General features: G+C 64.6%; 12 protein-coding genes. 4 read left to right on the plus strand and 8 right to left on the minus strand.

The genetic code is table 11. From position 1 onward, the window contains the following. Positions 1 to 15: 15 nt before the first annotated feature. From QN413_RS08425 to QN413_RS08460, 8 genes are all read right to left on the minus strand, one after another. A complete protein-coding gene (locus QN413_RS08425; RefSeq protein ID WP_323496172.1) occupies positions 16 to 687 on the minus strand; it encodes a DedA family protein in 672 nt (223 codons plus the stop codon). Between the two features lie 52 nt (positions 688 to 739). Further along, positions 740 to 1,471 carry an SDR family oxidoreductase gene (locus QN413_RS08430; protein WP_323496173.1) on the minus strand — a complete coding sequence of 244 codons (732 nt, stop codon included), beginning with the start codon at positions 1,469 to 1,471 and terminating at the stop codon, positions 740 to 742. 15 nt (positions 1,472 to 1,486) lie between these two features. After that, positions 1,487 to 2,335 (minus strand): ATP-binding cassette domain-containing protein, encoded by an 849-nt coding sequence (locus QN413_RS08435; protein WP_323496174.1) that lies wholly within the window; start codon positions 2,333 to 2,335, stop codon positions 1,487 to 1,489. Further along, positions 2,328 to 3,263: an ABC transporter ATP-binding protein gene (locus tag QN413_RS08440; protein WP_323496175.1), complete on the minus strand. Its 936-nt coding sequence runs from the start codon at positions 3,261 to 3,263 to the stop codon at positions 2,328 to 2,330. Before QN413_RS08440 ends, QN413_RS08435 begins: the two co-directional genes overlap by 8 nt. A gap of 14 nt (positions 3,264 to 3,277) precedes the next feature. After that, positions 3,278 to 4,126 (minus strand): ABC transporter permease, encoded by an 849-nt coding sequence (locus tag QN413_RS08445; protein ID WP_323496176.1) that lies wholly within the window; start codon positions 4,124 to 4,126, stop codon positions 3,278 to 3,280. Continuing rightward, positions 4,123 to 5,115, minus strand: a complete 993-nt coding sequence (locus QN413_RS08450) for an ABC transporter permease (RefSeq protein ID WP_323496177.1) — start codon at positions 5,113 to 5,115, stop codon at positions 4,123 to 4,125. The genes QN413_RS08445 and QN413_RS08450 overlap by 4 nt, the downstream gene beginning before the upstream one ends. Positions 5,116 to 5,119: 4 nt before the next feature. Beyond that, positions 5,120 to 6,676, minus strand: coding sequence for an ABC transporter substrate-binding protein (locus QN413_RS08455; RefSeq protein WP_323496178.1), 1,557 nt, complete (start codon positions 6,674 to 6,676; stop codon positions 5,120 to 5,122). A 76-nt stretch (positions 6,677 to 6,752) separates the two neighbouring features. Beyond that, positions 6,753 to 7,289 carry a VOC family protein gene (locus QN413_RS08460; protein WP_187051377.1) on the minus strand — a complete coding sequence of 179 codons (537 nt, stop codon included), beginning with the start codon at positions 7,287 to 7,289 and terminating at the stop codon, positions 6,753 to 6,755. Positions 7,290 to 7,420: 131 nt separating this feature from the next. Here QN413_RS08460 and QN413_RS08465 point away from each other — a divergent pair, with 131 nt between their 5' ends. The 4 genes from QN413_RS08465 to QN413_RS08480 all read left to right on the plus strand — a co-directional run bounded on the left by QN413_RS08465 (position 7,421) and on the right by QN413_RS08480 (position 12,933). Next, positions 7,421 to 8,650 carry a dienelactone hydrolase family protein gene (locus QN413_RS08465; protein WP_323496179.1) on the plus strand — a complete coding sequence of 410 codons (1,230 nt, stop codon included), beginning with the start codon at positions 7,421 to 7,423 and terminating at the stop codon, positions 8,648 to 8,650. A 36-nt stretch (positions 8,651 to 8,686) separates the two neighbouring features. Next, positions 8,687 to 10,567: a DNA mismatch repair endonuclease MutL gene (gene mutL, locus QN413_RS08470; RefSeq protein WP_323496180.1), complete on the plus strand. Its 1,881-nt coding sequence runs from the start codon at positions 8,687 to 8,689 to the stop codon at positions 10,565 to 10,567. A gap of 137 nt (positions 10,568 to 10,704) precedes the next feature. Then, positions 10,705 to 11,589 carry an alpha/beta hydrolase gene (locus QN413_RS08475; protein ID WP_187051374.1) on the plus strand — a complete coding sequence of 295 codons (885 nt, stop codon included), beginning with the start codon at positions 10,705 to 10,707 and terminating at the stop codon, positions 11,587 to 11,589. Positions 11,590 to 11,718: 129 nt separating this feature from the next. Continuing rightward, positions 11,719 to 12,933, plus strand: coding sequence for a multidrug effflux MFS transporter (locus QN413_RS08480; protein ID WP_323496181.1), 1,215 nt, complete (start codon positions 11,719 to 11,721; stop codon positions 12,931 to 12,933). The last annotated feature ends 38 nt before the right edge of the window (positions 12,934 to 12,971 follow it).

Here is a 12,971-nt window from a genome sequence, read left to right on the forward strand (position 1 = left end):
GGCTGCACGGCCCGCTCAGGCCTCGGCCTGAGCACCAGCGGCCCGCGCCTTCTCTGCACGGCCGGCGCGCCACGCGCCGAAGATCGCCAGCAGTCCCGGCACGAAGATCAAGGCCCAGATGATCTTGTCGAGATGTTCACGCACCCACGGCAAGTTGCCAAAAAAGTAACCCGCCGTGGTGATGCTGAGCACCCAGATCAGCGCGCCGACGACGTTGAACATGGTGAAACTTCCACGCTTCATTTCAGCCACGCCTGCAACGAAGGGCGCAAAAGTGCGAATGAACGGCATGAAGCGCGCAAGGATGATCGTGATGCCACCGTACCGCTCATAAAAACCGTGCGCCTGGTCGAAGGCTTTGCGGTTGAAGAAGCGTGAACTCTCCCACTGAAAAACCTTGGGACCGATGTAGCGCCCGATGCTGAAATTGCACTGGTCGCCAAGGATGGCCGCAGCGACCAGCACCCCGCACGCCAGGGGATAGCTCATCAAGCCGATGCCACACAACGCGCCGACGATGAACAGCAATGAATCGCCTGGCAAAAACGGCATGACTACCGCGCCCGTCTCCACGAACACGATGACGAAGAGCAATGCGTACACCCACGGCCCGTAGGCGACGACGAAGGTCTCGAGGTGCTTGTCGACATGCAGAACGAAGTCGACGAGGTAGCTGATGAATTCCATGGCGGCCGATTATCCGTTGCGCGCCGCGGCGCCCGCCTAACGGGCAGCAAATTCAGGCCGGGAGGTACTTGGCGAGTTCGCGCTCGATGCTTTTTGGGTCGGCTCCGATGACGCCGTTGATCCAAGCGGCCATGTCGCCGTGATGGACCTCCTCGTCACCACGACGAAGGCCTTCGATCACCTCGTTCGCAACCTCGGCCGTAGACGATTTTGGCCCCTGAAAATCGCGGCTCATGTCGGTATCGACTGGGCCGGTCATCACCGCCATCACATGCGTGCCTTGCGCCGCGAGTTCCGCGCGGACGCCTTCGGTCATGCGCAGCCCCGCGGCCTTGGAGGCGCACAACGAACCCATCGCCGGCAGAGTCACCTTCGCCAGGATCGACAGCACGTTGACGATGGCGCCGCCCTTCGCCAGCTGCGGCGCGAAGGCGCGGCACATCGCGAGCGTGCCGAAGTAGTTGGTCGCCATCTCGGCCTGCGCATGGTCGAGCGATTGGGCCGCGATCAACCCCTGCCCGCGGTTGACCCCTGCGTTGTTGATGAGCAAGTTCACGTCGCCGCAGTGCGCCCGCACCGCCTCGACTTGCTCGGCATTGGTGATGTCGAGGGTTATCACTTCCAGCTTGCCGGGATGCGCCGCCACGAGGTCGGCGAGCGCGCCCGTGTCGCGCGCCGCGGCATAGACCTTGGGTGCACCGGCCGCCAGCAGCTTTTGAACGAGTTCGCGGCCGAGGCCCCGGTTGGCGCCTGTGACGAGGGCGGTTGCTTGATGCAGATCCATGGACGGTTCCTTTGGTTAATTGACGACAAATTCGGTGCGAGCCAGCCAGCTCGCATCGATTTCCGGCAGCGGAATCGCTTCGAGCAGTGCTTGCGTGTACGGATGCTGCGGGTTCGCAAAAACGTCGGCCGTTGGTCCTTCTTCGACGATACGGCCTTCGCACATCACGACCACGCGATCGCACAGCACCCGCACCACGGAGAGATCATGGGTGACGAAGATCATGCCCATGCCGAGTCGCGTGCGCAACTCACGCAGCAGCAACAGGATGCGGGCTTGCGTCGACACGTCGAGGCCCGAAACGATCTCGTCGGCGACGATCAGATCGGGCTCCAGCGCAATGGCGCGTGCAATGCCGACCCGCTGACGCTGCCCGCCCGACAACTCATGCGGAAAGCGCGTCGCGAACTCCGGCGGCAAGCTCACCTGTTGCAGCAATGCGCGCGCCTTTTCTTTCAGTGCCGCCGCCGTCGGCGCTGCGCCGAGGCGGCCATAACTCAACAAAGGCTGCACTACGATCTCGCCGACGCGCCGTCGCGGATTCAGCGCCGAGAGTGGGTCCTGAAAGATCATCTGCATGCGCGCGCGCAGCGGTCGCAACTCGAGCTCGCTCATGTGCGTTGTCTCTCGGCCTGCAAAAACGATGTCACCTTGCTGAGGTTCATAGAGTCGCAGCACCGTGCGTGCCAGCGTCGTCTTGCCCGAACCGGACTCGCCGACCAGCGCTACGCATTCGCCGGGCGCCACCTGCAAGTCGATGTCGTGAAGAATCTGCCGAAGCGGCGGCTTGCCGAACGCGCGACGGCTCGACCGGTCGGGTAACGACAAGCTCAGCCCGCGAACATCGAGCAGTGGCTCAGACATGTGGCGTCTCCGCGCGACGGGCTGCCGGATTCGCTGTGTCGCGCGCCGCGAACCAGCTCTGGTCATAGCTGTGCGCCGAGGCCCAGAGCGTATCCGTCACCTCTTCGGCGATCGGCTTCAACGTGTCTGCCGGCCGGTCGTAGCGCGGCGTCGCCGCGAACAGCGAGCGCGTGTAGGGCGTGCGCGGGGTCTCGATGATGCTGCGTACATCGCCGCATTCGACGATGCGACCCGAATGGATCACGCTGACCGAGTCGCACAGCTTGGCAACCAGCCCGAGGTTGTGCGTGATGAAAAGAACGGCAGCGCCTTCGTCGCGCTGCAGGTCGCGCAGCAGACGCAACACCTCGCGCTGCACCGTGACGTCGAGGGCGGTGGTCGGCTCGTCGGCAATGATGAGCTTCGGCTTGCACGAGAACGCGATAGCGATCAGCACGCGTTGCCGCATGCCACCGGACAACTCGTGCGGGTACTGCCGCACGACCGTGGCCGGCGAGCGCACCTGCACGGAGTCGAGCAGTTCGATGGCGCGCGCCGTCGCCTGCTTGTCATCGAGACCGAGGTGCAGTCGCAGCACGTCGTTGATCTGCGTACCGATGGTGTGACCAGGATTCAACGCGGTCAGCGGGTCTTGCGGAATCAACGCGATGTCGCGGCCCAGATGGACGCGGCGTTGCGCTGCCGTCAGCCCCAGCCAGTCGAGCCCCTGGAAGCGCACGCTGCCGGCCACCACCTCGATACCCGGTGGCGTGATGCCGAGCACGGTGCGCCCGACCATGCTCTTGCCAGCGCCCGATTCGCCGACCAGCGCATGCACCTCACCCGCCGCGATGTGCAGGTCGATGCCCCGCAGGATCAGGCGCGCCGCGCGCTTGCGGCCTGCGCGCAATGTCAGATGAAGACTGTCGATTTCGAGGCAGGCGGCCATGTCGCTTGTCGTTCTTATTTAGACAGCAGGGGATCGAGCGATTCGCGCAATCCATCGCCCAGCGCATTGCACGCCAGCACCGTCACCGCGATGGCGCCGATCGGCAGGCCGAGCAGCCATGGCGTCTGGTTGACGTACAGGCGACCTTCCTGCACCAGTCCGCCCCAGGTCGGCATATCGCTCGACACCGAGAGCCCGACGAACGACAGGATGGCCTCGATGACCACCGCGATGCCCATCTCCAGCGTGAACAGCGTGAGCAGCAAGGGCACCACGTTAGGCAGCACTTCGCGCCACAACGCAGACGCGCGCGACTGGCCGATGGTGCGCGCCGAGGTCACGTAGTCGAGGCTGGCCTGCACTTGCGCCTCGGCCCGCACGACGCGGCAAAAACGCGTCCAGTCGATGATGGCGATCGCCAGCACCACGGAGGTCAGCCCGGTACCGATGACGGCCACCAGCACGATCGACAGCAGCACCGCCGGGAACGACATCCAGACATCGACCAGCCGTGACACCACCGTGTCGATCACGCCGCCGTAGAAGCCCGCCCAAAGCCCGAGCACCGTGCCGATGAGCGCCGCCAGCGTGGCGCCGGCCAGCGCCACCGTCATGGCCGGCCGCGCGCCGTAGATGAGCCGCGACAAGATATCGCGCCCGAGACTGTCAGTTCCGAACCAGTGCGCCGCATCACCGTCGGCGCTCCACGCGGGCGGCAGGCTCGACGCCATCAGGTCTTGCTCCAAGGGATCGTGCGGTGCGATCCAGTGGGCGAACACGGCGCACACCAGCATCAGCAGGAGCAGACTCGCGCCGACCCACACGCGCTTTTGAAAATGAGGCATCGCTACGTGCAAGCTCATGTGCGCAGCTTGGGGTTGATGCGGGTGTTGAGTACGTCGACCGCCAGATTGACGGCGATGAACAGCACCGCGAAGGTGAGCACGATGCCCTGGATCAAGGGCAAATCGCGGTTGATGACGGCATCGATCGCCATGTTGCCGAGGCCGGGCAAGCCAAAGAGCCGCTCGATGAGCACCGTACCGCCGATGAGAAAGGTGAACTGCACGCCTGTGAGCGTCAGCGCCGGGCCCAGCGCATTGCGCAGCGCCTCGCGCCACAGCACTTGCCACGGGCTGAAGCCCTTGACCTGCGCGACCAGGATGTAGTCTTGCGCCAGCACTTCGAGCAGCGACGCTTTCAGCACGCGCGCGATCATCGCGGCCAGCGGCAAGGCCAACGACAGCGCCGGCCACAGCATGTGATACAGGGCAGAGCCCAATACATCGAAGCGTCCGCGCACCAGACTCTCGAGCAATACGAAGCCGGTCACCGAATCGAAGCGCAGGCTTGAATCGAGCAAGCCGAAGACGGGTAGCACCGGCAGCAGCACGCCCAGAAAAAGAATGCCGGCCAGGCCCCATAAAAAGTCAGGGATGGCGGTGATGAACCCCGTCGCGACGTCGATGCCGCGCTCCAGCAAGCTACCGCGAAACGACACCGCCGCCAATGCCGCCGCACCGCCGAGCAACACGGCGATGCCGAGCGCGAGCGCCGACAACTCGAGCGTCAGCGGCAGGTGCACCATCACCAGATCGAGCACGTCCTGCTTGAGCGTGATCGACTGGCCGAAGTGGCCGAGGGCCGCCTGGCCGAGGTAGATGAAGAACTGCGCCGACAGGCTCTTGTCGAAGCCGTACAGCGCACGCAGGGCGAGGATGTCGTCGGGCGTCGCACCCGGACCGATCATCATCGCGATCGGGTCGCCCGGCGCCACCCGAAGCAACACGAACACCACCACCAGCACGCCCAAAAGCGTGGGCAGCGCCCACAACAGGCGCTTCAGCGGCATGCCGTCAAGCCTTGGCTGCCTTGCCGACCGACTGCGCGAGCAGGTAACCCGCCATATGCGGCTTCACTGCCAGCGTCTTCTTGAAGAGAATGGTCTGCACCTGCTGATAGAGCGGCAACACGAGCGCGTTATCGGCGATGTACTTGTCGACCTTCTTCCAGCCGGCGATGCGCTTGGCTTCATCTTTCTCGCCCCACAGCGGGCCGATCATGGCGTCGACTTCCTTGGACTTCCAGCCGGAGTGCGGGCTCGGGCCGAACATGGCGAAGCCGGTCGAATCATTGGGGTCGCCGATGGCGTCTCCCCAGTTGTAGAAGGCCATCGGCGCCAGCTTGTGGCTCAGGCGCAGCTCGAAATGCTTGGCGATTTCGTAAACCTCGATCTCGGCCTCGATGCCGACCTTGCGCCACATGCCGACGATGGCCTGCACCGTCTCGTAGTCCTTCGGCAGATAGCCGCGCGTCGTCTGGATCTTGAACTTGACCGGCTTGGCCACGCTGTAGCCCGATTTGGCCAGCAGGCTCTTGGCCAGTTCGGGGTCGTACTTGACCTTGGTGGTCGCATCGAAGGCGGCGTACTGCGGCGCCTGCAAGGTATCGATGACCACGCCGTATCCGCGCAGCAGTCGCTTCACGATGGCCTGCTTGTCGACCGCGAACACCGCCGCCTTGCGCACGTTCTCGTCGAGCATCGGCTCGACGTCGGTGATGAAGAGCATGGCGATGTCGGTGATGGGCGAGCTCACGCCAGTGAGGTGCGGCAGCGCCTTCAGGCGGTCGAACTCTTCGAAAGGCACGCCGAGCGTGATGTCTGATTTTCCGGTTTCGATTTCGGCCACGCGCGCGCTCGGGTCGGTCACGAACTTGATCGTCACGTTCTTGAACGCGGGCTTGGCGCCCCAGTACTTGTCGAAAGCCTTGAGCTTGACGAACGAGCCCTGCACGAACTCCTCGATCATGTACGGGCCCGAGCCGATGGGCTTCTTTTCGAAGCCGGCGGCGCCGGCCTTCTCGTAGTAAGCCTGCGGGATCATGAAGCCCGTCAAGAAGGCCATCCACTTGAAATAGTCGGCGACGTATTGCTTGACGTCGGCGGTGATCTTGTTGCCGGTGATCTGGAAGTTGTCCACGCTCGACCAGATGATCCCGGCAACCGGATTGCCCGACTTGGGGTCGCCTGCGCGCTTCAGGTTCCAGACCACGTCGGCGGCAGTGACGGGGGTGCCGTCGTGCCACAGCGCGCCCTGGCGCAGTTCGATTTCGATCTTGGTCTTGTCGGCGTTCCAGCCCCACTTGCTGATGAGGCCGGGCTTGAAAGACAGGTCTGCAGCCTGGTCGATGTACTGGTCGAACACCGACTTCCAGATGCCCTGAATCGACGGGTTGACGGCCGACGGACCGGTGGTCGGATCCCAACTCGGCAAGCCCACGTTGTAGGCGATGGTGAGCGTGTCCGCTTGCTGGGCTTCGGCGGATGTCAGCAACAGCCCGCTCAATGAGCCCGCTGCAAGCGCGGCACTGCCTCCAGCCTGCAGAAAACGGCGGCGATCGAATTCGGACATGAGATTCCCCGGTAGTAGAAGTGAGACGAGAGGTGAGACGAGAAGCGAAAGGCGAGAGGCTAAAACTGAAACGAAACTATTGGGCAGGTGATTTCGGCGACCACAGCACGGTCGGCGAAGTGGCTTCGTAGGCCATGCCTTTGGGGTAGCTGATCAGCTCGAGCTGCAAGCCCCACGGCGCCAGGAAATAGTTGATGGTCTGGCCGGCAGCCGGTCCTTCGGTCACCGCGAGTGGCCCGGCCAGCACGCGCACGCCGCGCTCCTTCAGGTAGGCGACAGCAGCGTCGATGTCGTCGACATAGAAGGCGATGTGGTGGCCGCCGATGTCGCTGTTCTTCGGCAGGTCTTGCCGCTGGTCGGGGGCGCTGTACTGGAACAGCTCGATGTTCGAGCCCATGCCGCAACGCAGCAAAGCGATTTGCTCGACCACGGCGCGCGGGTGCACGTTGAGCGTGTCGGCCATGAAGCTGCCGGTGTCGTCCCGAAACGGGCCGAAAGTGGTGGCCAGTTCGCAGCCGATGACGTCGACGAAAAAGTCGATAGCGGCCTGCAGGTCGGGTACGGTGATGCCCGTATGGTCCTGCCCGCGCAAGCTCGGAATGCCTCGTTTCATATTCTTTTGAAATCGTGTTGATCGATGGACAATCTACAAGCAGCTTTCGCGCCACCAAACTACTTTACGCCTAAACTATCTGTGCGTAAAGCTTCAAACCAGAGCTCGTTCACACCCCTACGGAGAATCAAATGGCAGGTCAATACATCGACATGAAAGCCGGCGACGGCAGTGGCAGTTTTCGTGGCTATCTGGCGTTGCCCGCCGGTGGCAGTGGCCCCGGCCTGGTGCTCGCTCAAGAGATCTTCGGCATCAACAGCACCATGCGAGACGTTGCCGACTACTACGCAGAAGAAGGCTACGTGGTGCTGGTGCCCGACATCTTCTGGCGCCAGGAACCCAACGTCGAGTTGGGCTACACCGAAGCCGACTGGCAGCGCGCCTTCGGCTACTTTCAGGGATTCGACGAAGCCAAGGGCATGCAAGACATCCAGACCGCCATCACCACCCTGCGCGCCCGCGCCGAGGTGACCGGCAAGGTCGGCGTGCTGGGGTTCTGCCTCGGCGGCAAGCTGGCCTATCTGGCAGCCTGCCGCACCGATGCCGACGTGGCCGTGGGCTACTACGGCGTGGGCATCGACGCCGCGCTCGGCGAGGCTGACAGCATCAAATCGCCGCTGGTGCTGCACATCGCCGAGCTCGACAAGTTTTGCCCGCCTGAAGCGCGCGACAAGATCGTGCAGACGCTCAAGGGACGCCCCAACATCGCGCTGCATGTCTATCCCGGCATGGACCACGCGTTCGCGCGGCTTGGCGGCGAGCACTACGACAAGGCTTCGGCGCTGATGGCCCACGAACGCACCATCGGCGCGCTCAAGGCCGCGATGGGCCCGCACTACGATTTGTCGGCGCTGTGGGACAAGCATTGCGAATACGAGTTCGGCACCCGCAACGTCGACGACACGATGAGTACGATGGTTGCCGAGCCTTACGTGAACCACATCCCGACCATGACGGGCGGCGTGGGCTACAAGCAGCTGCATCATTTTTACAGCGACCACTTCGTCAACAGCAACCCACCCGACACGGCGCTGACACCGATCTCCCGCACCGTCGGCGCCACGCAGGTGGTGGACGAAATGCTGTTCACCTTCACCCACACCACGGAGATCCCGTGGATGCTCCCCGGCATCGCACCGACGGGCAAGCGGGTCGAAGTGCCGCTGCTCGCGGTCATCAAGTTCCGCGGCAACAAGCTCTATCACGAGCACATTTACTGGGACCAGGCCAGCGTGCTGGTGCAGGTCGGTTTGCTCGACCCCAAACTGCTGCCGGTGGCCGGGGTTGAGACGGCGCGCAAGCTGCTCGACGAAACGCTGCCATCGAACGCGTTGATGCCTGGCTGGAAAGACGTCGCCTAGCGGAACACCGACGAAGGGCGCTCCTAGAATGACTGCGTGAGCGCCCTTCCCATCACTCCGCCCCCCCGCCGTCCCATCCGCGAACTCCCCGACGAGCTGATCAGCCAGATCGCCGCAGGTGAAGTGGTGGAGCGGCCCGCCTCGGTGGTGCGCGAGTTGCTGGACAACGCGCTGGACGCCGGCGCGACGCAAATCACCGTGCGCCTGTCGGCCGGCGGCGTGCGTTTGATCGCCGTCGAAGATGATGGCCAGGGCATTCCGCGCGATGAACTGACGGTGGCTCTGCGACGCCACGCCACCAGCAAGATTGCGAGCCTGGGCGATCTCGAAACCGTCGGCACGATGGGCTTTCGCGGCGAGGCGCTGGCGGCCATCAACGCGATCGCCGACATGACGATCCAGTCGCGCGATGCCGATGGCGCCAGCGCCTGGGCACTCGACGGCCGCACCGGCGAACTGCGACCGGTGGCGCGCGCAATCGGCACCACGCTGGAGGTGCGCGAGCTGTTCTTCGCCACGCCGGCGCGCCGCAAGTTTTTAAAGACCGACGCCACCGAACTCGCACACTGCGTCGAGGCCGTGCGGCGCCATGCCCTTGCGCGGCCCGATGTCGGCTTCGCGGTCTGGCACGACGGCAGGCTGGTCGAACAGTGGCGCGCCGCCACCAGCCGGGAGCAGCGACTGGGCGATGCGCTGAGCGATGACTTCGTGGCCCGCAGCGTGGCGGTCGATCACACGGGCGGCGTTGTGCACGTGGCGGGCCGTGCGGGCATTCCCGATGCGGCGCGGTCCCGTGGCGACCAGCAATTCTTCTACGTCAACGGCCGCTTCGTACGAGACAAGGTGCTCGCACACGCCGTGCGCAGTGCCTACGAAGACGTGCTTCACGGCCAGCGCCAGCCGGTGTATGCGCTGTACCTGCAGATCGATCCGTCGCGGGTCGACGTCAATGTGCATCCGACGAAGATCGAAGTGCGCTTCAGGGATGGGCGGGAAGTACACCAGGCGGTGCGCCACGCCATCGAGAATGCGCTGGCCGCACCGCGTGCGGGTGAGGCGGCAACGACGGTGAATGCCCCGTTTTTCCGGCAGGTTGCACCGGCCGCCCCGGCGCAATGGGCGCAATCGGGCATGCACTTCGCCGCGGAAAGGGGCGCCGGCGACGCCTTCGCGATGTGGCCGAAAAGCGCAGCCCAGCCAGCGCCGGCCGAAGACTCTTATTCTGCAATTGCGCCCTGGCTGCAATCGTCATCGCCGGATCGCACCGCAGATGCTTCGGCGAGCACTTCTGCGAGCGCCGTCCCGATGATCGGCGCCGCCTCCACCGACGAGGCCTGGCCGCTCGGCCGCGCCCTCGCCCAACTTCAGGGCATCTACATCCTGGCCGAGAACCGGCAAGGCTTGGTCATCGTGGACATGCATGCGGCGCACGAGCGCATCGTCTACGAGCGGCTCAAGACGCAGCTCGACGGCGCAGCGATCACCAGCCAGCCGCTGCTGATTCCGGCGACTTTTGCCGCCACGCCGCAAGAAGTCGCGACGGCCGAGGCCTGTGCCGCGATATTGCCGACGCTGGGGCTTGAAATCACGCCGTTTTCGCCGCGCACGCTGGCGGTTCGCGCCGTGCCGGGCACCTTGGCCGATGGCGATCCGGTCGAACTGGCGCGCAGCGTGCTGGCCGAACTGGCGCAGCACGACGCCAGCACGGTGGTGCAACGCGCCCAAAACGAGCTTTTGTCGACCATGGCGTGCCACGGCGCGGTGCGCGCCAACCGCAAGCTGACGATCGATGAAATGAACGCCTTGTTACGTCAAATGGAAGCGACCGAGCGTTCCGATCAGTGCAACCACGGCCGCCCGACCTGGCGGCAGCTCTCGGTGCGCGAGCTCGACGGGCTGTTTCTGCGCGGTCGCTGACCCTTTCCGACAAGTTCCTGCTGGTTTCTCAGGGTTTTCCAGCGTCATCCGAAAGTCGGGCACGGGCGTTGCATGGCTTCCCCCGTGCAACCTTTCGTTGAACTTTTGGCCCCCGAGGCCAGTCTGCTAACGACCCCATGAAGCGTTGGTCTCTTTTTGCTGCCGTCATCACCCTGTTCGCCCTGTTGGCCGGCGGGTGCGCGACGCTCGACGAGCGTCAGCGCGAATGGATTTTTCAGCCTAGCGACTTGAGTTGGGGCAACAGCGCCGCCATGACAGAAGGCATGACCGACGTCTGGATCGACTTCAAATCGAATATCACGTCAGAGCCCGCCCGCCTGCATGGTCTTTGGCTCGGCGGCGCGCCCGAATCGGTCGACACCCCCGTTTTGCTTTTTTTGCACGGCGCCCGTTACAACGTCGCCGGCTCTGCGCCCCGCATTCGCCGCATGCACGAACTGGGTTTTTCGGTACTCGCCATCGACTATCGCGGCTTCGGCAAGAGTTCAGCCGGCCTGCCATCTGAAGCAACGGCGCGCGAGGACGCCCGCGCGGCCTGGGAATGGCTGGCCGCAGCGCACCCGCAGCAACGTCGCTACATCTTCGGCCACTCGCTCGGCGGCGCCATCGGAATCGACTTGGCCGCGCACGTCAGCGACGAGAGCGGCACCATCGTAGAGAGCACCTTCACATCGATTGCCGATGTGGCGAGCAGCTTCAAGTGGGGCTGGCTGCCGTTCGGCCCTTTCATCACGCAGCGCTTCGACGCGATCGACAGCGTAAAGAACATCGGTGCGCCGCTGCTGGTGGTGCACGGCTCGGCCGACAGCCTTATCAACCCGACGCTCGGTCGCAAGCTGTACGACGCGGCCACCGTGCCGAAGATGTTCGTGCTGGTCAAAGGCGGCTCGCACCACGACACCAACTCCATCGGCGAATCGCAGTACCGCGCGGCGCTGGCGCAGTTGTTTCGCATGAAGCCGCCATTGACGATGGCGAGCCTGCACGAGCCGCAGAGCTGACGCGCGGCGCTCAAGCGAAAGCTTGACCTCAAACAGCGCCGAAGTGGCGCGTTTGTTACCCTCGGGCCAATGCAGTCCACCGCCGTTCCGGCCGATTCAAAACCCGCGACGGTCGTCGAAGCTCCAGCGATGAAAAGCGCGGCTTCGTTGCCGATGTCGCCCGCGCTGGCCGTCGTCACGCTGGCCTTCCTCCTGGGCATTCAGCCGGTCACCACCGATCTCTATCTCCCGGCCCTCCCTGCGCTGACCACCGGTTTCGGCGCGCAGATGAAGCACGCGCAACTCACCTTGAGCGCCCTGCTGCTGGCGTTCGGCTGCTCGCAACTGGTGCTCGGCCCGCTGTCGGACCGCTTCGGCAGGCGGCCAATATTGCTGTGGGGTCTGGCGGCCTACGTCCTCGCCGCCATCGGCGCGATGCTGGCGCCGTCGATGCTGCTGCTGATCGTCTGGCGCACCGTGCAGGGCGCAGCGATGGGTGCCGCGGTGATGTCGGCGCGCGCCATCGTGCGCGACCTCTATCCGCCGGCAGAAGGTGCCCGCATGATGTCGCGCGCGCTCACCGGCCTGGGCATCATCGCCTGCCTGTGCGCGCCGCTCGGCGGCGTGGTGTCCGACGGTTTCGGCTGGCGCTTCGCACTGCTTTTACCCGCGTTGTTCGGCGCTGCGACGCTGGCACTGATCGCACTGCGCTTCAACGAAACGCTGACGCGGCGCAACCCCGATGCACTGCGGCCAGCCACGCTCGTCAGTACCTGGTCGACCGTCGTGCGCAACCCGACCTTTCTGTCGTTCACCGCGCTGACGACCGCGGCCTATGCCGTGCTCTTCACTTTCCTGGCCTCGTCGTCGTTCGTCTTCATCCAGGTGCTCGGCCTGACGAAGACGCAGTACGGGCTGGTGATGCTCTGGAACTCGCTGGCCTACATCGCCGGCACCTTTTTGTGCCGCCGTTGGCTGACCCGCTATGGCCTGCGCGGCTGCATTGCGAGGGGCGGCGTGCTCACGCTGACCGGCGGCACAATCATGGGCGCGCTCGCCCTCGGCGGTGTGCAGTCCACCTTTGCCATCGTGCTGCCGCTGACACTGGTGATGCTCGGCCACGGCATCCATCAGCCATGTGGCCAGACGGGTGCCGTCGGGCCCTTTCCGCAAGCGGCCGGCGCCGCGTCGGCACTCAACGGCTTCGTAATGATGCTTGCCGCCTTCTTTATAGGCGGCTGGCTCGGCACGCACATGGACGGCACCGTGCGGCCGCTGGCTTACGGCATGTGGTTTTGGTGCGCCTGCATCGCAGCCATCGCCTGGACGCTGGTGCAGAAGTTCGGGGAACCGCGTGGCGGGTGATGTCGACCTGGTTGCTGGCGACATTGCCTACATCGCCA

Origin of the sequence: Variovorax sp. LG9.2, from assembly GCF_035018885.1 — a bacterium.
Lineage (GTDB): Bacteria > Pseudomonadota > Gammaproteobacteria > Burkholderiales > Burkholderiaceae_C > Variovorax.